Source organism: Bacteroides sp. MSK.20.82 (genome assembly GCF_019052485.1).
Classification (GTDB): domain Bacteria; phylum Bacteroidota; class Bacteroidia; order Bacteroidales; family Bacteroidaceae; genus Bacteroides; species Bacteroides thetaiotaomicron.
The window spans coordinates 1-19,813 of record NZ_JAHQUN010000050.1; the positions used below are offsets into that span (position 1 = coordinate 1).

Sequence of the window (19,813 nt, forward strand, 5' to 3'; positions counted from 1 at the left end):
GATCACAAGAGCAAGAACGGTGGTCAGAGTGTTGACTAGTCCTACGAGAACTTGGTAAAACAAAGAATCTCCTCCTGAAAGTCCTGCGTTTTCGAAAATGGAAGGGCCATAATAAAGTACAGCATTCACACCCATGAACTGTCCCAAAATAGCAATGCATACACCAATGATGACCGCTTTAAAAATTCCGGGTTTCATTAACATAGCCCATTCAGATTTTGTTTCAGACGTCAATACAGATTTCGTTTCTTTTAATTGACTTGCAGCCTCTGAAACTGAATTATATATCCTTTCTAATATATTGACAGCTTTTTCTTCTTTACCTCTTACGATCAGCCAACGAGGACTCTCCGGAATAAAGAAGATAATGATGAAGAATAACACAGCCGGCAATGTTTCCATTCCCAACATTCCTCGCCAGACTTCAGTAACAAATATCTTATTCAACCAGTCCATACTTAACTGATTACCACTTTCAGCATAAGCCAGCAATTGATAGTTAATCAAATAAGCTCCTAAAAATCCAACTGTCACAGCCAATTGATATAAAGATACCAAACGCCCTCTATATTGTGCCACAGCCACTTCAGATATATACAAAGGGGAAACAATCGACACAACACCAATACCAACTCCACCAATAATACGATAGACTACCAATTGGGTGAAGTCTGCGGAGATCGCACAACCTAAAGCCGATGTAGAAAACAGAGTCGCTGAAATAATCATCGTCATTTTTCGTCCCAGCTTATCACTCAGGATACCGGCAAAAAGAACACCGACGATAGAACCTATTAAAGCACATCCCACATACCACCCCTGTTGCAACGTATCCAGTTGAAAAAGTTGAGTAACCTGAGCGATTGTTCCGGATATAACAGCAGTATCATATCCGAACAGAAATCCTCCCAAAGCTGCTACAACAGAAAGGAAAATAAGATAGCCAAAGTTAATTGTAGACTTCATATCACTCATTTAATTTCAAAATATTCTCTGTATCTATCATATAAATGTCCGGCCTGCAAGTAGGCAGATTGAGGACTCATAAAATGAGAAAATTCGAAAGTAATAGCCTTATCATACCCTGCACGTTTGGCAGCTTCCAACTTCATCCGAAGCTTATCAAATTTAATGGGTAGAAAACGGATAGGCATATCACGGTCAAAAGACTCGGCATTGGTCCAGCATTGCATGCCATACTTATCTGCTAATTTTTTATTTACAGTAAAGAACGCATCCAACTCATCATAATCGATATGTCCATCCTGAAAAGCACAAGCATCTACCACTTCATGAATTCCATCAAAAATTTCATTCCATTCTTTTTCGTGTTGTTGTACAGAAACCGCATCTTCTCTTGTCAGTTTCCCTGTTCCCATAATAGCCTTTTTGCCATCAATCCACGGAGAGATAAAAGTCGGGAGTCCGTTCGATACATCTTTACATTGCTTTCCCATAGCGCGGAAAGCATCAATAGCCCCTTTCGTGGCGCGGCTAATCTCGCCGCTGATGTACCAGCCTCCAAAACTTTTAGACTTCTCTCCGTACATCTTCCAAACCTCATCAATCACATACTTGTTATCCTCAATCTCCCAACTTAAATCACCTGTATCCCAATACCGTCCTGAATCATACAAACCAAAATAAAATTTCATGTTATACTTCTCCGCCAGACGCAAATACATATCTACCAAATCAACCGACGGCATATAACATCCTTTTTTCAGCAAATAGGGTGAAGGGTAAGTCATAAACTTACGATAACCGGAACGAATCATAATCACTGTATCGATACCGATTCTTTTCATATGCTGAAAATCCAAATCCCATTCTTTCTCACCCCAGTTCTGATGAGGAATATCATGAGATATTTCATCCAAAAAAGTTCCTGTAATTTTTAAGCCATTATTTTTGGGAACAATCAATTTGCTTTCCAAATCGCCAGCCTTGATCTTCGGGGAGAGTTCCCCTCTCCCCTCTCCGTCAGCTGCAAATAATGAAGGGGCAACCAAAGCGGAAGCTCCGGCCAAAGCTGCCTTCTTTAAGAAATCTCTACGATTATTAGTTTCCATAGTTTTAATTTTTTGTTTTTACTTAGATATATGTTAACCTATTGAATATACTTACCAGTGATATTGATCTGTTTTTTATTGAAAGGATCCAATACTTGATCAATCATTACAGCCATCTCCCCTCTCAAAATATTCCGTTTCAAATCCGGTTCTTGCATTCCGTATGCTTTCCAAAGCGCTTGCGGATCAACAGTAGTATGTAGTTTTTCCGTTTCTGCTATCTTCTGAACAAGTTGAACTGCCTCCTCAATACTTAATTTATCCGCTCCTGTTTTTTTGAATTCATCTTTGGCAGCCGGATACACTTCAAACAGGCCATCCAGTTCTGACGCCAACAATACCGTATCCGCTCTCAACCAAGTCTGATTGGACCAGTCCACATTCTTACCGACTCCTTTAAGAATCCCCGTAGAGCCAATCCGCTGATAAGGAGCAAACTTCACATCCGAGACAGGGACATCCAGATAAGGAAGCAAATATCCTTTAGCATCCAGAATAGCATTCTGAACATCACGAACGGAAACATCACTTATCTTCTGATTATTCTTCACAGCTAGTGCAGCCAGAGCTCCCGCCGCCTGACCGATCTGCAATACAACCGGCTGCAAACGAGTCGTTCCATTCATAATATTCGATACGGAAATAGATTTCTCTGCTACAATCAGCCCGTCCACCGCCTGGGGAATCAATGTACCTAACGGCAACCCATACGAAGGGATCGGATGAAAATACAGATTAGGCAACTCTTCATAACCATGATAACGAGTATGATGATGATCTACCGGATAATCGCCCACAGCAATACAAGTACGGTACAGCTTTTCATCCTGCGTATATGGATTGAGTGCATGATTCAAGTTAAAGCGGACTAATCCATGAATTCTTCTGGACTCTCTATGATAAGGGATAAAGGGTAATTTATCCTCTGTCGGATATTCATCATCCGCCAATCCAAGTGTATTATATCCCAGCTCATGTTGCAGGAAGTAAACAAAGCACATCGTATAATGTTTCGCATATTCCAACGCTTTCAAGCGCTCTTCCGGAGTCATTTCAATCAGATTAATATAATAATCATTACCTTCTATCGGCCAATTAATCATATATTTATGATTCGGCAACCGCCCGTAGGTAATCATCATATCTTTAGACCAGACGCGATCCGGCTCTTTAGGAGTTATGCATACCGGACTGGCACAGGCACAGGCAAATTCTTTAGGATCGTATCCTTCAGGTTCCGGAATAGTCACATCCTTACCATAATCTTTTAATATGGCAACATAGGTAATATCCTGCACAATATTATTCTTCTTTTCCGGAGCAATATCCTCGTGCGTGTCGTCTCTGCTTTCCATACCAATATCGTACTTCACTCCACACATTTTTGCCACATCACCCAGTTCGGTGGCATCAATCATGACCTTCGCCCGAACCGTTTTCACACCTTGTCCTTCCACCTTCACTTTAGCAACCCACTCATCTCCCGTCCTTTTTACTTCTTCAAGGCAAGCCTGCTTCCAGACTTTTAGATTATTTTCCGCCGCTACCATTTCGTGAAGAATCTTATTTCCAACTGACGGTTCAAACAATACGTTACTTACCCAACCCGTCTTCAAAGAATCCAGCCCGCCATAATAATCAGACAATCTATTCTTAAATTCTCCCCAAAGTCCGGCAGGCAATCTGTAATTTCCATCCACAGCACTCACACCGGCAGAAGTCAGCATCCCACCCAACCAGGTGCTTTCTTCGAGAATCAGTGTATTGGCTCCCATACGAGCAGACTGAATGCCGGATGTTACACCACTGGCACCTCCACCTATAATAAATACATCTACCTTATATTCCTCTGAGTGCATACAAGAAGAGTATGATACTACCAGAAACAGCCCACAGAGTATTTGGAATAAGTTTTTCATCATAATACGATTTGGTTACGGTACATCTTAATTAATATCACGGTACAAATATAGCTATATTTATTAAATAAACAATAGATAATAAAATATTTTATTAATAAAGTTGATTTTTGCTTCTTTATTCATTAATAAGACTGTAAATATGAAGCTATTCAGATACCAATACCCTTATTACCTTATTATATAAGAAGATTTCAAATAACTATCAATGAGAGAATTCACTTCCTATAAGGAATCAGCACAGCATCATCTCAGATTCAATTCTAATTTTTTCGTCAAGAACCTTATTAGTTAATAAAAAAATTAATTATCTTTGTAGATATTACAAAATATAAGAGACGTATGAACCAACAATTCTTGAAAGAAATAGAAATGGGCTCTAAAAATGCCCTCGTTAAAAAGAGGATCATTACACATTATATATATAATGGTAGTTCCACTATTCCCGATCTTTCAAAAGAACTAGATCTAAGCGTGCCCACAGTCACCAAGTTTATCGGTGAGATGTGTGAGGACGGATATATCAATGATTACGGAAAACTGGAAACCAGCGGTGGACGCCACCCGAATCTCTATGGATTGAATCCGGAATCCGGTTATTTTATAGGTGTAGACATCAAAAGATTTGCAGTCAATATCGGACTGATCAATTTTAAAGGTGATATGGTAGAGTTAAAGATGAATATCCCCTATAAATTTGAGAATTCGATAGAAGGGATGAACGAGTTGTGCAAACTCATTCTCAACTTCATCAAAAAACTTCCTATTAATAAAGAGAAGATTTTAAATATCAATGTAAATGTATCGGGACGGGTAAATCCGGAATCCGGATATAGTTTCAGCCAGTTCAATTTTGAGGAACGCCCGTTGGCGGATGTCCTGTCGGAAAAGCTGGGTCATAAAGTAACCATCGACAACGACACCCGTGCCATGACTTACGGAGAGTATATGCAAGGGTGTGTAAAAGGAGAAAAAGATATTATTTTCGTCAACGTCAGCTGGGGAGTCGGCATCGGAATTATTATCGATGGCAAAGTCTACACAGGAAAATCCGGTTTCTCGGGAGAGTTCGGTCACGTCAATGCATACGACAATGAGATCATCTGCCATTGCGGCAAAAAAGGATGTCTGGAAACAGAAGCATCCGGTTCTGCCCTTCATCGTATTCTTCTGGAACGTATCAAAAGTGGAGAAAGTTCTATTCTTTCCACTCGAATATCCGGCGAAGAAGATCCCATCACGCTTGACGAAATTATCACAGCCGTCAATAAGGAAGATCTGCTTTGCATTGAAATTGTTGAAGAAATAGGGCAAAAGCTGGGAAAACAAATTGCAGGATTAATCAATATCTTCAATCCGGAACTAGTCATTATAGGCGGAACTTTATCTTTAACAGGAGATTATATCACCCAACCCATCAAAACAGCAGTACGGAAGTATTCGCTCAATCTGGTCAACAAAGACTCTGCCATCATTACATCCAAATTAAAGGATAAAGCAGGTATTGTAGGCGCATGTATGCTGGCACGCAGCAGAATGTTCGAAAGTTAAACTACCGTTACTTTACGCAAAGAGTTATGGTAAAGGAAGATTTTAAATTAAAGCTCAAAAAATATTCAGAATCCTTTTGTTTTCTCAAATAAAGCTGTAATTTTGCACGCCGTAAACGAGAAACAAACCGCCGCTATAGCTCAGTTGGTAGAGCAACGCATTCGTAACGCGTAGGTCGCCAGTTCAAGTCTGGCTAGCGGCTCTTGACAATAAAGCGCTAACTACAGAATAGTTAGCGCTTTTCTTATTAACCCCCAAAGCAAATCGCATGAAACGAGGTAAGAGCAGGAGATTATTTAAGAAAAAGAAGTCACATTCCAATCAAAGATTAGGGTGTATCATCGCTATCATCGTACTTATTCCCATTTGTTACGGGCTTTATCTGTATTATCAGCAATACAGTGTCCAGCACAGTAGCAAACCGCAGATAGAGACTTCCGTCTCCCTCCCCACTCCATCCGGCAAAGATTTAGAGATTCCCGTTTCATTGATTCCTCGTCAGGAGCAGATCATTCGTCATAAAGGCTATACAGTTTCCTACAATAAAGACCTGAAGATTCCGAATTGGGTTTCTTACGAACTGACCCGTCAGGAAACCAAAGGAAAAGAAAAGAGAGGTAACAACTTCATCGCCGATCCTTTAGTAAAAGGCGCCATTGCGACCAATGCGGATTATGCACGCTCGGGATATGACAAAGGACATATGGCACCAGCCGCCGACATGAAATGGAGTCCGGATGTCATGAAAGAATCCTTCTATTTCAGCAATATGTGCCCGCAGCATCCTCAGCTGAACAGAAGAGGCTGGAAAAATCTGGAAGAAAAAATAAGAGACTGGGCAGTAGCCGATAGCGCCATTATCATTATATGTGGTCCTATCATCGACAAGCCGTCCAAAACCATCGGAAAAAATAAGGTGGCAGTGCCCGAACGATTCTTCAAAGTAATCCTCTCTCCTTTTGTCAAACCGGTTCGCGGCATCGGGTTCTTATTCAACAACAGGCAGGCGGTAGAGCCCCTTTCCACCTATGCGGTATCAATCGACAGCATCGAGCAACTTACCCATATGGACTTCTTCTCTCCCCTGCCCGATGAAATAGAAAATGCGGTAGAAGCCAATGCCGATTACTACCAATGGCCACGCTAATAGTTGACAAAATCAGCCGGATTTCAACTATTCATCGTTGAAAGGAATCGCTCCTATCCAAAATCTTCCTATCTTTGACGCAATTTTTAAAGTTACGTCATAAGATGAAAAAGAAAACAAGAAATATCTTATTATCCATTCTGACCGGAACTCTCCTTCTTTGCGCCATTGCCGGAGGAACAGTCTATTATTATCTCTTTGCTCCGCAGTTTCATCCCTCCAAAACCGTTTATGTATATGTAGACCAGGATGACACGGCAGATTCTATCTACAATAAGATCAGACAAGCCGGTCATGTCAACAAATTCACCGGATTTCAATGGATGGCAAAATATAGAAAATTCGACCAGAATATACATACCGGACGTTATGCCATCCGCCCCAACGAAAACGTATACCATGTATTCAGCCGCTTCTTCAGAGGTTATCAGGAACCGATGAATCTCACTATCGGAAGCGTACGGACACTAGACCGGCTGGCGCGAAGCATCGGCAAGCAACTGATGATCGACTCCGCCGAAATAGCCCGCCAACTATTCGATTCCGCTTTTCAGGCCGAAATGGGGTATACGCCGGTCACCATGCCCTGTCTTTTCATCCCCGAGACCTATCAGGTATATTGGGATATGAGTGTCGACGACTTCTTCAAACGTATGCAGACAGAACACAAACGATTCTGGAATGACGAACGTCTTGCCCAGGCAACCGCTATCGGCATGACACCGGAAGAAGTCTGCACCCTCGCCTCCATTGTTGAAGAAGAAACCAACAACAATGAAGAAAAGCCGATGGTAGCCGGACTATACATCAACCGCCTGCACACAGGTATGCCCCTGCAGGCAGACCCTACCATCAAGTTCGCTTTACAGGATTTCGGCCTGCGACGCATCACCAATGAGCATCTGAAAGCCAACTCACCCTACAACACTTATATCAACACCGGTTTACCTCCAGGACCTATCCGAATCCCCTCTAAGAAAGGCTTAGACAGTGTATTAAACTACACGAAACACAATTACATTTACATGTGTGCGAAAGAAGATTTTTCAGGTACTCACAATTTCGCATCCAATTATGCCGACCACATGGCAAATGCAAGAAAATATTGGAAAGCACTTAATGAAAGAAAGATTTTCAAGTAATTTTGTGATAAAACGAGCCAAAAAGGCTATCTTTGCCCGATATAATAACAAACTGTGATCAACACTAATAAAGGAAATATATGAGCAAGCAACTCTTACTTGGCGATGAAGCCATTGCACAAGCTGCACTGGATGCCGGACTTTCAGGTGTATATGCCTACCCCGGTACTCCTTCAACTGAGATTACTGAATATATCCAAATGGCGCCTATAACCACTGAGCAGAACATACATAATCGTTGGTGTGCCAACGAAAAAACTGCCATGGAAGCCGCACTGGGTATGTCATTTGTAGGCAAACGCGCCTTAGTGTGCATGAAGCATGTAGGCATGAATGTGGCTGCAGACTGTTTCGTCAATTCTGCCATCACGGGTGTGAAGGGAGGACTGATTGTGATAGCGGCAGACGACCCCAGCATGCACTCTTCACAGAATGAACAGGACAGCCGCTTCTACGGAGACTTCTCCCTGATACCGATGTACGAGCCCAGCAACCAACAGGAAGCATACGACATGGTATACAACGGATTCGAATTCTCTGAGAAAACAGGCGAACCGATCTTAATGCGTATGGTCACCCGCCTCGCACACTCCCGTTCCGGAGTAGAGCGCAAAGAGCAGAAGCCACAGAACAGCATTTCATTCAGTGAAGATCCCCGTCAGTTTATCCTGTTGCCGGGAAATGCCCGCAAACGCTATAAAGTATTGCTTGCCCGCCAGGACGAATTCATCAAAGCTTCCGAGGAATCTCCTTACAACAAATACATAGACGGCCCTAACAAAAAACTGGGAATCGTCGCTTGCGGTATCGGCTACAATTATCTGATGGAAAACTATCCGGAAGGTTGTGAATACCCGGTACTTAAGATCGGCCAGTATCCATTGCCTAAAAAGCAATTGCTGCAATTGGTTGAATCCTGCGACGAGATTCTGGTACTGGAAGACGGACAGCCATTCGTTGAAAAACATCTGAAAGGCTATCTGGGCATGGGTATCAAAGTAAAAGGACGTCTGGATGGCACACTGTCACAAGACGGAGAATTAAATCCGGACTCTGTAGCACGCGCGGTCGGCAAAGAAAACAAATCGGAATTCGGCGTCCCTTCTGTAGTCGAAATGCGTCCTCCCGCACTGTGTGAAGGATGCGGACACCGTGATATGTACGTCACACTGACAGAAGTACTCAAAGAAGAATATCCTTCCCATAAAGTATTCAGCGACATCGGTTGCTATACGCTGGGAGCCAACGCTCCGTTCAACGCCATCAATTCATGCGTAGACATGGGAGCTTCCATCACAATGGCGAAAGGTGCGGCCGACGGAGGTCTTCATCCGTCCGTAGCTGTAATCGGTGACTCTACATTTACTCACTCCGGAATGACAGGTTTGCTGGATTGCGTCAACGAAAATGCCAATGTCGTTATTGTCATTTCAGACAATGAGACAACAGCAATGACCGGTGGTCAGGACTCTGCGGGCACAGGACGTATTGAATCCATCTGTATCGGTTTAGGAGTCGACCCTGCCCATATCCGTGTCGTTGTTCCATTGAAGAAGAACCACGAGGAAATGAGACAGATCATACGCGAAGAAATCGAATACAATGGCGTATCCGTTATCATCCCGCGCAGAGAGTGTATTCAAACATTAGCACGCAAAAAAAGAAGTAAGTAAGCCATGAAAAAAGACATTATATTATCAGGAGTAGGTGGACAGGGTATTTTGTCCATCGCTACAGTTATTGGTAAAGCTGCTTTGAAAGAAGGACTTTACATGAAGCAAGCAGAAGTACACGGAATGAGCCAGCGTGGCGGAGACGTTCAGTCCAACCTCCGCATCAGCGACAAACCGATTGCTTCGGATCTGATACCATCCGGCAAATGCGACCTTATCATTTCGCTCGAACCGATGGAAGGTCTGCGCTATCTCCCCTATCTCAGTCCGGAAGGATGGCTGGTAACCAACGAAACTCCGTTTGTCAACATCCCCAATTATCCGGAAGAAGACAAAGTAATGGCTGAAATCAACAAATTGCCGCATAAGATCGTACTGAACGTGGATAAAGTAGCCAAAGAAGTAGGTTCTGCACGAGTTGCCAATATCGTTTTGCTGGGCGCAACCATTCCATTCCTCGGCATCGATTACGAGAAAGTACAAGACAGTATCCGCGAAATCTTCCTGCGCAAAGGAGAAGCTATTGTCGAAATGAATCTTAAAGCACTGGCTGCCGGCAAGGAAATTGCGGAAAAGCTAATGCAATAACTATCACAATCATGAGTACACAATACTGGGAAGAAGAAATTGAAATCATGAGTCGCGAGAAGTTGCAGGAACTGCAACTTCAGCGACTCAAAAAAACGATTAACATAGCCGCAAACTCACCTTATTACAAAGAGGTTTTCAGCAAAAACGGCATCACCGGAGATAGTATCCAGTCACTGGACGACATCCGCAAAATTCCTTTCACCACTAAATCGGACATGCGTGCCAACTATCCCTTCGGGCTAGTGGCCGGCGACATGAAAAGAGACGGTGTACGTATCCACTCTTCCAGTGGAACTACAGGAAACCCTACAGTCATCGTACATTCACAACATGACCTCGACTCATGGGCAAATCTGGTAGCCCGTTGCCTTTACATGGTGGGGATCCGCAAGACAGATGTCTTCCAGAACAGCTCCGGATATGGAATGTTTACAGGTGGATTAGGTTTTCAATATGGTGCAGAACGCCTTGGCTGCCTTACCGTACCTGCCGCAGCCGGAAACAGTAAACGGCAAATTAAATTCATCAGTGACTTTAAGACTACCGCCTTACACGCCATCCCAAGCTACGCTATCCGTCTTGCCGAAGTATTTCAGGAAGAAGGTATCGACCCGAGAGAAACAACCCTGAAAACCTTGGTGATCGGCGCCGAACCGCATACTGACGAACAGCGCCGTAAAATAGAACGGATGCTCAATGTGAAAGCATATAATAGTTTCGGTATGACGGAAATGAACGGCCCCGGTGTTGCCTTCGAATGCCAGGAGCAGAACGGAATGCACTTCTGGGAAGATTGCTATCTGGTAGAAATCATCGATCCTGAAACAGGAGAACCCGTTCCCGAAGGAGAAATCGGTGAATTGGTACTCACTACACTTGATCGTGAAATGATGCCGCTTATCCGCTACCGCACCCGCGACCTTACCCGTATACTACCCGGAAAATGTCCGTGCGGCCGCACCCATCTCCGCATCGACCGGATCAAGGGACGCAGCGACGATATGTTTATCATCAAGGGAGTCAACATCTTCCCCATGCAAGTCGAAAAGATTCTGGTTCAGTTCCCCGAATTAGGCAGCAATTATCTGATTACGCTGGAGACAGTCAACAATCAGGATGAGATGATCGTCGAAGTGGAATTAAGCGATCTTTCTACAGACAACTATATCGAACTGGAAAAGATCCGCAGAGATATTATCCGTCAATTAAAAGATGAAATACTGGTTACCCCGAAAGTAAAACTGGTAAAGAAAGGGTCTCTCCCGCAGAGCGAGGGAAAAGCCGTCAGAGTGAAGGACGTAAGAGACAACAAATAAATATTCAAATGCCCGATGTGCTAATATGCCAACCCAATACTGTATGATATCAGTAACAAATGGCATATTAGCACATTATTTAATTATCAGATTATAATGCAATTACTAAAAAAAAGAATTCTGCAGGACGGAAAATGCTACGAAGGAGGCATCCTTAAAGTAGATGGTTTTATCAATCACCAGATGGATCCTGTCCTGATGAAATCCATCGGAGTAGAATTTGTCCGCCGCTTTGCAGCCACAAACGTAAACAAGATCATGACTATAGAAGCAAGCGGTATCGCTCCCGCCATCATGACGGGCTATCTCATGGACTTACCGGTTGTATTCGCCAAAAAGAAATCACCCAAAACCATTCAGAACGCACTAAGCACTACCGTACACTCGTTCACCAAAGACCGTGATTATGAAGTAGTGATCAGTGCCGATTTTCTGACCCCAAATGACAATGTTCTTTTTGTTGATGATTTCCTTGCCTACGGAAATGCCGCATTAGGCATTCTCGACCTCATAGAGCAATCCGGAGCAAAATTGGTAGGCATGGGGTTCATTATCGAAAAAGCCTTCCAAAATGGACGTAAAATACTGGAAGAGAAAGGTGTCAGAGTAGAAAGCCTTGCCATAATCGAAGACTTATCCAACTGCTGTATTAAAATAAAAGATCAATAAGCTGAGTCGGGGTTAAAATAATGCCCCTTGCCTTTTGTCTTTTTACCATATTGCACCGCATGCTGAGGGCACACATGATAACATGCCAGGCAGGCGGTGCAATTCTTTCCCCAAACCGGTCTTCTTTCCTTCATCGTTATATTCCCTACCGGACAACTTTTTTCACAGCGCTTGCACCCGATGCACTCACTCGTTGCATGGAAAGGTTTGGGAGACATCTGATAACGAACAAATAACGGATTGATGATCCTCGTCTTGATAAAAGGCAAACTCCCCTCCTTGCATGCAAAGACAGTTTCTCTCCCGGTTATCAGTCTACTGACTTTTTCAAGAGCCGGAACCGCTTCTGCCAGTTTTTTCTTTTCCAGTTCCTTGCTATCCACATCAAATCCGGGGAACAACACATAGTTATTGGGCATAATTACAGAAAAGCCTGCATTACATCTCCATCCCCTCGCAGTCAATGCCTTTTCCATCACCTGCCGGGTCAGCCCCGTATCGTCTCCACACGAACACACAAAGAACAGATATTGCTGCTGATACCCGTTCAGAACCAGCTTCCGAATAAACTCCTGTACAATCACGGGAGGCGCCCACGAATAGACCGGAAAGACAAAACCGATCTTCTCATCCTCCCGCAAAGAGAACTCCCATGTGTCATTCTTCCATGCGTTCGGGATAAAAAACAAATCTTCCTGTTGTTCTTTAGAAAGCTGATTAGCAATCCATTTAGAGTTACCTGTACCTGAGAAATAAAATATCATAGAAGAGTATATAAAAAAGCCGCATCGACGATGTGATGAAACTCTGATAGAACAAGATTTGAGCGCTCGCCCTCTTTGTAATCCACCGGCTTAAAGCTGTCCCGAAGGATGTGGCCCGCCATTGAAGAACGAAGCTTTCTCGGTGCATCAGATTAATTTGAAGAGTTTCCCGATCCAGTCGATACGGCTAATATTTTTCTATCACAAATGTAATAAGATTCTCTGAGAATAGCAAGAAAAAGAAAGAATTTGTTCGTCCACTAACATTTTTTTTCATCCTTTCTCTCCGCCTAACAAAAGAAAAGTGCCAGTTATCGGATCGATAACTGACACTTTGTAAATCCTAAACTATTGAAACTTAAGCAGCTTTTGCTTTAGCAACTACAGCTTTGAAAGCTTCCGGATGATTCATAGCTAAATCAGCCAAAACCTTACGATTTATTTCAATACCGGCTTTGTGCAAACCGCCCATCAATTTAGAATAAGACATTCCTTCAAGACGTGCAGCAGCGTTGATACGTTGTATCCAAAGAGCGCGGAAGTTTCTTTTCTTATTTCTACGGTCACGGAACGCGTAAGTCAAACCCTTTTCCCAGGTGTTTTTGGCTACGGTCCATACATTTTTTCTTGCACCAAAGTAACCTCTGGTTAATTTCAAAATTTTCTTTCTTCTTGCTTTTGAAGCAACATGATTTACTGATCTTGGCATAGTTTTACTTTTTTTGAATGTTAGCGCCGTTACTTCACGCAACGAACTTCAGGCTAAAGCATTCGGTTAATACTTTAATAATACTTTGTACGCTTTTGATTACTTCATTGCTAAGAGTTCCTTAACCTGGCTTACATTTGTTGTATCAACAGTTGTAGAGTAGCACAGATTTCTTTTTCTCTTTTTCGATTTCTTAGTCAAAATGTGACTGTGAAAAGCGTGCTTTCTTTTGATTTTACCTGTTCCGGTAAGGGTAAACCTTTTTTTAGAACCGGAGTTAGTCTTCATCTTTGGCATCTTACTTGTTTTTAAAATTATTAAATATATAATGGTGACGCACTATACCTGCGCGCCACGCATTCATTCTTTTTTATTCTTCCTCGCCCGCTTCCGGCTTTTCAGCCTTCTGTCCCTGAGTTACCGGTTTGGGAGCCGCCGGCTTTTTAGGCATTTCCTTTTTCTTCGGAGAAAGCTGGATTGTCATACGCTTACCTTCAAGTACCGGCATCTGATCCACCTTTGCAAAATCTTCAAGATCGTTGGCAAAACGAAGCAATAACACTTCACCTTGTTCCTTGAAAAGGATGGAACGCCCCTTAAAGAATACATATGCCTTCACTTTATCCCCGTCTTCCAGGAATCCTCTGGCATGTTTCAGCTTAAAGTTGTAATCATGATCGTCAGTCTGCGGTCCGAAACGGATTTCCTTTACGTTCACTTTTACCTGCTTCGCTTTCTGCTCCTTCTGGCGTTTCTTTAATTGATAAAGAAATTTAGAGTAATCAATAATACGACAAACAGGAGGTTGAGCATTGGGGGAAATTTCAACTAGATCCAGCTCTTTCTCTTCAGCCATTTTCAAGGCCTGAAAGATAGGATATACTTTCGGTTCAATCTCGTCGCCCACGATGCGGACTTCTTTGGCACGAATCTGTTCATTGATTCTATATTGCCCTTTTAAAGTGTCATTCTTCATTAAAAACGTTTACTTCCTAGTTTGATTTTTTTATTGTTCTACTAAATATTTATCATGAAACGGCTGCAAAGTTACCATTTATTTATCATATTCTGAACTTCTTCGTTCAAAATTTTAGCAAATTCTTCATATTTCATGGTTCCTTTGTCGCCTTCCCCTTGTCTGCGAACAGAAACTTCACCATTTTCAGCTTCTTTTTCACCCACAATCAACATATAAGGAATGCGTTTCATTTCATTATCACGGATCTTGCGGCCGATCTTTTCATTACGATCATCCACAATAGCACGGATTTCATGCATTTTCAGATACATCTTCACTTGCTCTGCATACTCATTGAACTTTTCACTGATCGGCAGGATAGCTACCTGATCCGGAGTCAGCCACAACGGGAACTTACCGGCAGTGTGTTCGATCAATACAGCCACAAAACGTTCCATTGATCCGAATGGTGCACGGTGAATCATCACCGGACGGTGCTTCTGGTTGTCAGAGCCCATATATTCCAGTTCAAAACGTTCCGGCAAGTTATAGTCTACCTGAATGGTTCCCAACTGCCAACGGCGACCGATGGCATCTTTCACCATAAAGTCGAGCTTGGGACCATAGAAAGCAGCTTCACCGTACTCAATCTTAGCCGGCAGGCCTTTTTCCTCGCAAGCCTCGATAATCGCCTGTTCAGCTTTCTCCCAGTTGTCATCGCTACCGATGTATTTTTCACGGTTCACTTTATCACGGAGTGATATCTGAGCCTCGAAATTCTGGAAATTCATCGAACGGAACACGATAGAAATGATATCCATCACACGGAGGAACTCATCTTTCACCTGATCCGGACGACAGAAAATATGTGCGTCATCCTGAGTAAAGCTGCGTACACGAGTTAAACCGTGAAGCTCACCACTTTGTTCATAACGGCAAACCGTACCGAATTCTGCAATACGCAACGGAAGGTCCTTGTATGAACGCGGAAAATTCTTATATATCTCGCAGTGATGCGGACAGTTCATCGGTTTCAGGAAATACTCCTCTCCTTCTTCCGGAGTATGGATCGGCTGGAACGCATCCTTACCGTATTTTGCATAGTGACCGGAAGTCACATACAGCAACTTATTACCGATAGGCGGAGTAATTACTTCCTGATAGTCATAGCGGGTCTGGATACGACGCAAGAACTCTTGCAGACGCAAACGCAGTGCAGTACCTTTCGGCAACCACATCGGAAGTCCCTTACCTACTGTTTCAGAGAACATGAACAACTGCATTTCCTTACCGATCTTACGGTGGTCACGTTTCTTGGCTTCTTCCAGCAACACCAGATATTCATCCAGCATTTTCTTTTTCGGGAATGTGATACCATAGATACGGGTCAGCATCTTACGGTCTTCGTGACCTCGCCAGTAAGCACCGGCAACAGTTGTCAGCTTGATGGCCTTGATCGGCGCAGTCGTCATCAAGTGAGGACCACGGCAAAGGTCAGTAAACGCACCCTGGGTGTAGGTAGTAATATGTCCGTCTTCCAGTTCTGAGATCAATTCACATTTATACGTTTCGCCACGGTCGCCAAACATTTTCAGAGCGTCCGTCTTCGAAATACTTTCTCTGACTACCGCTTCTTTCTTTGCCGACAATTCAAGCATCTTTGCTTCGATGACAGGCAGGTCACTTTCTTTAATCACAGCTTCTCCCGGATCCACATCATAGTAGAAACCGTTTTCGATAGCCGGTCCGATACCAAACTGGATACCCGGATAAAGTTCCTGCAAAGCTTCAGCCAGCAAGTGGGCGCTTGTGTGCCAAAATGCATGTTTGCCTTCTTCATCGTCCCATTTGTAAAGTACGAAATCAGCATCTTCATTAATAGGACGTCCTAAATCATAAGTCTCACCGTTCACGCCACATGCAAGTACATCCTGTGCCAAGCGCGAACTGATACTTTCTGCAATCTGTAAACCGTTCACTCCTTCGTTATACTCACGAACGGAGCCATCGGGAAATGTTATCTTTATCATAATATGATGATGTTATATTTTCATAATGAGAACGCAAAAGTAACGAAATCTTTTGAGTTTTCTATTTTTTATCAAAAAAATGTTATTCTGTCTGATCCGTGAAACGCTTGATCACGTTGTAAGCAGAAACAACTCCTAGTTCACCGGCCTTGCTCAAATCTGAGATTCCCGCCTTATTATTACCCAGGAAAATATGCGTAAGTCCCCGGTTGAAATAAGCGTCAGCAAAGTCCGGAGACAGCTGAATCGCCTTATCGTAATCGACAATCGCAGCCCTGTAATCTTTCAGCATAGCCGCCACATTGGCACGGTTATAATAAGCGTAAACGAAGTCCGGAGCCAGAGTTATCACCTTATCCAGGTCCTTTCTGACAACTTCATAATCCACCGCACTCACTTCCTTGACAGCAGCGCCACTCGGCATATCCGCTTCGGCAGCCTGTTCAGCCTTCTGATATTCCAGTTGTTTGCAACGAATCAGTGCACGCATGAAATAGGCCGGGAAGAAATCTCCGTCCAGCAATATCGCCTGAGTCAGGTCGGCAACCGCACTGGAGAAATCCTGTACCAGATAAAAGTCAATGGCACGGGCAAAACGCTTCGGAGCACTCTTGTCATCGTCCACAATAGCCGATGTATGCGCATCAATCAGGGCAAAATGGAATTTCACCTGTTCTTCCGTCAGCGGGGCCTCCATATTTGTAATACGGATACGCTTCGGAAGTACATTCGACAGATTCAGGTCTTCAATAAACTTATGGAAATTCACCGAACGCTTCACTTCGCTCGACTTTTCATAATAAGTCAAGGCAAACATCGGTTCCAGTTTTATGTTCACATTCTTATCCTGTACGCGTCCGCGATAATCACTTGTATAGCGTTGATCCGCTTCAGAATCATCGGCAATCACAATCTTGCGATAGTTGTTCATGTTCTTGTCAGACTTCTTACGAGTTTTTCCTTCCTCGCTTTCGTCGCCGTTCTCGCCGCTCTGGTTTTCTTTATCTTTATTCTGATTCTGGGCAACGTCTTTGTTCGTCCCTCCATTCTGCTTGTCAAGCTGAGCCTTCAACAGTTTGAAGTCATCCTGTTCGGCCCCCTTCTTGTCGCCGATCTTCTTGCGGGCTTCCGCACGATGATAATATCCTGCGAGGAAGTTCGGATACTGGTTGATAACTGTCGTATAGTCTTTGATAGCGCCCCGGTAATCTCCCGTCTGAGCACGAAGCAACGCACGGTTAAAGATAGCCATCATATTATCAGGTTCCATCTGAATCACAAAATCGAAGTCCTCGATAGCACGGTTGTCATCCCCGACACGGGCACGAAGCAAACCACGGTTATAATGCCCGATAAAGTTATTGGGATCAATATCCAAAGCCAGGTCATAATCGCTCATAGCACCCCTCAGATTATTCTGATGGAATCTGGCCAAAGCACGGTTTATATAATTACCCGCGTTCTTCGCGCTCAGATGAATCGCACGGTCCAGATCCGATTCCGCTTCTGCATAGTTGGACTGCTGCAAGCGGACAATAGCCCTTGCCGACCATGCGTCCGGATCATACTTATCCAGTTCGAGAGCCGTATTAAAGTCCTTCAGTGCCGCAACCGTATCCTTCTGCTGCAAAGAAACCTCTCCCCTCATCAGATAAGCACGTGTATAGCGCGGAGAAACTTTCAGCAAGCTCTCCAAATCCTCCTTGGCTGCGTCATAATCCTTTTTCTGAATATGAGACAAGGTCAGATTGTGCCACAAGGTGATGTTTTCCGGATCATAATGCAATGCTTTCTGATAATCCTCAATCGCCCCGTCGAATTTACTCTGACGAATCCGTGCCAGTCCACGAACCTGATATGCACCTACTACAAACGGATTCCGTTTGATAGCCTCGTCACAATCCGCTTCCGCTCCTTGATAATCCTCCAGGTTCACCTTTGCCAGCGCCCTGAAAAAATAAGGCTCATACAAATATGGCTTCGCATTAATTACCTGGTTGAAATACTGAATAGAAAGCACGTAGTCCTCAAAATACAGCGCATTGCGGGCAATAGTCATCACCCGCTCCGTATTAATCTGAGCACAAACCAGTGTGGGGAACAGCAATAAAACTGTTAGTATTCTTTTAATCATTGATATTTTATGCTTGTAAACGAAACAAAAATAATGCTTTTCGCTTACTTAACAGGGATATAAACGTTTTTTATCTTTATTTCACCTGTTTCATCTTATATGAACTACGCGCTTTTCCTTTCAGCATCGTATTTAATTTTCCTCTTATCATTTGTTTGCGCAACGGCGAAAGGTGGTCGATAAACATCTTTCCGTCCAGATGGTCGAACTCATGCTGCATCACCCTTGCCAGATAGCCTTCCACCACTTCATCATGCTCTACAAAGTTCTCGTCCATGTATTTCACACGGATCTTATCTCCTCTTTTCACAGACTCATGAATGCCGGGCAGACTCAGACAGCCTTCTTCCATACTGACTTCCTCCCCACCCACTTCGATGATATGAGGATTGATATAAGCTTTATTAAAATCCTTAAATTCCGGATAGTCTTCCGAAAGCGGGTCTAATGTAATCGTAACGACACGGATAGGCAAGCCGATCTGTGGAGCAGCCAGTCCCACGCCATCGGCGTGCACCATTGTTTCAAACATATTCGCGATCAGCTCTTTCAGGTTCGGATACTCCGGGGTTATGTCCTCTGCCACCTTTCTCAAAACAGGCTGGCCATATACATAAATTGGTAAAATCATACTTTATACTCTACTAAAAAATTAAATTATTCTCTGTCTTATTATTAAAAACGTTTACTCTCCAAATATGTTTGCAGAATAATAGTGGCACTTATCTCATCCACCAATGCTTTGTTTTGCCGGTCTTTCTTTTTCAGTCCGGCTTCCAGCATCGTACGGTGTGCGAGAACAGATGTGAAACGTTCGTCCACATATTCTACAGGAAGTTCCGGGAAACGTTTCTTCAATGAACGAACAAAGGGTTCGATGTTCTTCATATTTTCCGAAGCTTCATTATTCATCTGCTTGGGCAATCCTATAATAATCCGCTCTACCGGTTCTTTTGCCACATACTCACCGATAAAGTTCAGAAGTTCATGCGTGGGTACAGTTGTCAACCCGTTTGCAATCAGTTGCAACGTATCGCTCACAGCTATCCCTGTGCGCTTCCTTCCATAATCTATAGCTACTATTCTGCTCATATGGGGTACAAAAATACAAAAAAGACGCTTCCCACGAAAGGAAACG

At 43.3% G+C, this 19,813-nt stretch carries 18 protein-coding genes and 1 tRNA gene; 8 read left to right on the forward strand and 11 right to left on the reverse strand.

The window, feature by feature from the left end; translation table 11 throughout:
• The 3 genes from KTR07_RS23645 to KTR07_RS23655 form a co-directional block, all read right to left on the reverse strand.
• Positions 1–966, reverse strand: a 966-nt coding sequence (locus tag KTR07_RS23645; RefSeq protein WP_217315518.1) for a sugar porter family MFS transporter, incomplete at its 3' end; no start/stop codon positions are given.
• Between the two features lie 5 nt (positions 967–971).
• Positions 972–2,072 (reverse strand): DUF4434 domain-containing protein, encoded by a 1,101-nt coding sequence (locus tag KTR07_RS23650; protein WP_113747827.1) that lies wholly within the window; start codon positions 2,070–2,072, stop codon positions 972–974.
• A 38-nt stretch (positions 2,073–2,110) separates the two neighbouring features.
• Positions 2,111–3,991, reverse strand: coding sequence for an FAD-dependent oxidoreductase (locus KTR07_RS23655; RefSeq protein ID WP_165938111.1), 1,881 nt, complete (start codon positions 3,989–3,991; stop codon positions 2,111–2,113).
• A 342-nt stretch (positions 3,992–4,333) separates the two neighbouring features.
• Here KTR07_RS23655 and KTR07_RS23660 point away from each other — a divergent pair, with 342 nt between their 5' ends.
• From KTR07_RS23660 to xpt, 8 genes are all read left to right on the forward strand, one after another.
• On the forward strand, positions 4,334–5,542 hold the full coding sequence (locus KTR07_RS23660) for an ROK family transcriptional regulator (RefSeq protein WP_008760710.1): 1,209 nt from the start codon (positions 4,334–4,336) through the stop codon (positions 5,540–5,542).
• Positions 5,543–5,671: 129 nt separating this feature from the next.
• Positions 5,672–5,744: transfer RNA gene (locus tag KTR07_RS23665), tRNA-Thr, on the forward strand.
• 66 nt (positions 5,745–5,810) lie between these two features.
• Complete coding sequence (locus KTR07_RS23670; RefSeq protein WP_113747825.1) at positions 5,811–6,689, forward strand: DNA/RNA non-specific endonuclease; 879 nt, start codon at positions 5,811–5,813, stop codon at positions 6,687–6,689.
• Positions 6,690–6,793: 104 nt separating this feature from the next.
• Positions 6,794–7,831, forward strand: a complete 1,038-nt coding sequence (gene mltG / locus KTR07_RS23675; RefSeq protein WP_113748553.1) for an endolytic transglycosylase MltG — start codon at positions 6,794–6,796, stop codon at positions 7,829–7,831.
• Between the two features lie 80 nt (positions 7,832–7,911).
• The gene (locus KTR07_RS23680) at positions 7,912–9,504 is read left to right on the forward strand and encodes a thiamine pyrophosphate-dependent enzyme (protein WP_113748554.1); all 1,593 of its coding nucleotides are present in this window, start codon (positions 7,912–7,914) and stop codon (positions 9,502–9,504) included.
• Between the two features lie 3 nt (positions 9,505–9,507).
• Positions 9,508–10,092, forward strand: coding sequence for an indolepyruvate oxidoreductase subunit beta (locus KTR07_RS23685; protein ID WP_008760706.1), 585 nt, complete (start codon positions 9,508–9,510; stop codon positions 10,090–10,092).
• Positions 10,093–10,103: 11 nt separating this feature from the next.
• The gene (locus KTR07_RS23690) at positions 10,104–11,411 is read left to right on the forward strand and encodes a phenylacetate--CoA ligase (RefSeq protein WP_055300252.1); all 1,308 of its coding nucleotides are present in this window, start codon (positions 10,104–10,106) and stop codon (positions 11,409–11,411) included.
• Between the two features lie 96 nt (positions 11,412–11,507).
• A complete protein-coding gene (gene xpt / locus KTR07_RS23695; protein WP_008760704.1) occupies positions 11,508–12,080 on the forward strand; it encodes a xanthine phosphoribosyltransferase in 573 nt (190 codons plus the stop codon).
• Here xpt and KTR07_RS23700 read toward each other — a convergent pair.
• The 8 genes from KTR07_RS23700 to ruvX all read right to left on the reverse strand — a co-directional run bounded on the left by KTR07_RS23700 (position 12,074) and on the right by ruvX (position 19,767).
• Positions 12,074–12,844, reverse strand: coding sequence for an EFR1 family ferrodoxin (locus tag KTR07_RS23700; RefSeq protein WP_113748555.1), 771 nt, complete (start codon positions 12,842–12,844; stop codon positions 12,074–12,076). The genes xpt and KTR07_RS23700 overlap by 7 nt on opposite strands.
• A 358-nt stretch (positions 12,845–13,202) precedes the next feature.
• A complete protein-coding gene (gene rplT / locus KTR07_RS23705; RefSeq protein ID WP_004297540.1) occupies positions 13,203–13,553 on the reverse strand; it encodes a 50S ribosomal protein L20 in 351 nt (116 codons plus the stop codon).
• Positions 13,554–13,652: 99 nt separating this feature from the next.
• Complete coding sequence (gene rpmI, locus KTR07_RS23710) at positions 13,653–13,850, reverse strand: 50S ribosomal protein L35 (protein ID WP_004297539.1); 198 nt, start codon at positions 13,848–13,850, stop codon at positions 13,653–13,655.
• Between the two features lie 73 nt (positions 13,851–13,923).
• Entirely contained in the window at positions 13,924–14,529 is a 606-nt protein-coding gene (infC, locus tag KTR07_RS23715; protein ID WP_008766071.1) for a translation initiation factor IF-3, read from the reverse strand.
• Between the two features lie 71 nt (positions 14,530–14,600).
• The gene (gene thrS / locus KTR07_RS23720; RefSeq protein ID WP_008760701.1) at positions 14,601–16,541 is read right to left on the reverse strand and encodes a threonine--tRNA ligase; all 1,941 of its coding nucleotides are present in this window, start codon (positions 16,539–16,541) and stop codon (positions 14,601–14,603) included.
• An 82-nt stretch (positions 16,542–16,623) separates the two neighbouring features.
• Entirely contained in the window at positions 16,624–18,675 is a 2,052-nt protein-coding gene (locus KTR07_RS23725; RefSeq protein WP_011107261.1) for a tetratricopeptide repeat protein, read from the reverse strand.
• A 76-nt stretch (positions 18,676–18,751) separates the two neighbouring features.
• Positions 18,752–19,306 (reverse strand): peptide deformylase, encoded by a 555-nt coding sequence (def, locus tag KTR07_RS23730; RefSeq protein ID WP_048698459.1) that lies wholly within the window; start codon positions 19,304–19,306, stop codon positions 18,752–18,754.
• 44 nt (positions 19,307–19,350) lie between these two features.
• Positions 19,351–19,767: a Holliday junction resolvase RuvX gene (gene ruvX, locus KTR07_RS23735; protein ID WP_008760699.1), complete on the reverse strand. Its 417-nt coding sequence runs from the start codon at positions 19,765–19,767 to the stop codon at positions 19,351–19,353.
• Between the last annotated feature and the right edge of the window lie 46 nt (positions 19,768–19,813).

What these genes read in the sequence shown, in the direction of transcription:
- rpmI (WP_004297539.1), bottom strand. Translation starts at nt 13,850, where the DNA reads ATGCCAAAGATGAAGACTAACTCCGGTTCTAAAAAAAGGTTTACCCTT.
- KTR07_RS23650 (WP_113747827.1), bottom strand. Translation starts at nt 2,072, where the DNA reads ATGGAAACTAATAATCGTAGAGATTTCTTAAAGAAGGCAGCTTTGGCC.
- mltG (WP_113748553.1), top strand. Translation starts at nt 6,794, where the DNA reads ATGAAAAAGAAAACAAGAAATATCTTATTATCCATTCTGACCGGAACT.
- KTR07_RS23700 (WP_113748555.1), bottom strand. Translation starts at nt 12,844, where the DNA reads ATGATATTTTATTTCTCAGGTACAGGTAACTCTAAATGGATTGCTAAT.
- rplT (WP_004297540.1), bottom strand. Translation starts at nt 13,553, where the DNA reads ATGCCAAGATCAGTAAATCATGTTGCTTCAAAAGCAAGAAGAAAGAAA.
- xpt (WP_008760704.1), top strand. Translation starts at nt 11,508, where the DNA reads ATGCAATTACTAAAAAAAAGAATTCTGCAGGACGGAAAATGCTACGAA.
- def (WP_048698459.1), bottom strand. Translation starts at nt 19,306, where the DNA reads ATGATTTTACCAATTTATGTATATGGCCAGCCTGTTTTGAGAAAGGTG.
- KTR07_RS23660 (WP_008760710.1), top strand. Translation starts at nt 4,334, where the DNA reads ATGAACCAACAATTCTTGAAAGAAATAGAAATGGGCTCTAAAAATGCC.
- KTR07_RS23685 (WP_008760706.1), top strand. Translation starts at nt 9,508, where the DNA reads ATGAAAAAAGACATTATATTATCAGGAGTAGGTGGACAGGGTATTTTG.
- KTR07_RS23680 (WP_113748554.1), top strand. Translation starts at nt 7,912, where the DNA reads ATGAGCAAGCAACTCTTACTTGGCGATGAAGCCATTGCACAAGCTGCA.
- KTR07_RS23725 (WP_011107261.1), bottom strand. Translation starts at nt 18,675, where the DNA reads ATGATTAAAAGAATACTAACAGTTTTATTGCTGTTCCCCACACTGGTT.
- infC (WP_008766071.1), bottom strand. Translation starts at nt 14,529, where the DNA reads ATGAAGAATGACACTTTAAAAGGGCAATATAGAATCAATGAACAGATT.
- KTR07_RS23655 (WP_165938111.1), bottom strand. Translation starts at nt 3,991, where the DNA reads ATGAAAAACTTATTCCAAATACTCTGTGGGCTGTTTCTGGTAGTATCA.
- ruvX (WP_008760699.1), bottom strand. Translation starts at nt 19,767, where the DNA reads ATGAGCAGAATAGTAGCTATAGATTATGGAAGGAAGCGCACAGGGATA.
- KTR07_RS23690 (WP_055300252.1), top strand. Translation starts at nt 10,104, where the DNA reads ATGAGTACACAATACTGGGAAGAAGAAATTGAAATCATGAGTCGCGAG.
- KTR07_RS23670 (WP_113747825.1), top strand. Translation starts at nt 5,811, where the DNA reads ATGAAACGAGGTAAGAGCAGGAGATTATTTAAGAAAAAGAAGTCACAT.
- thrS (WP_008760701.1), bottom strand. Translation starts at nt 16,541, where the DNA reads ATGATAAAGATAACATTTCCCGATGGCTCCGTTCGTGAGTATAACGAA.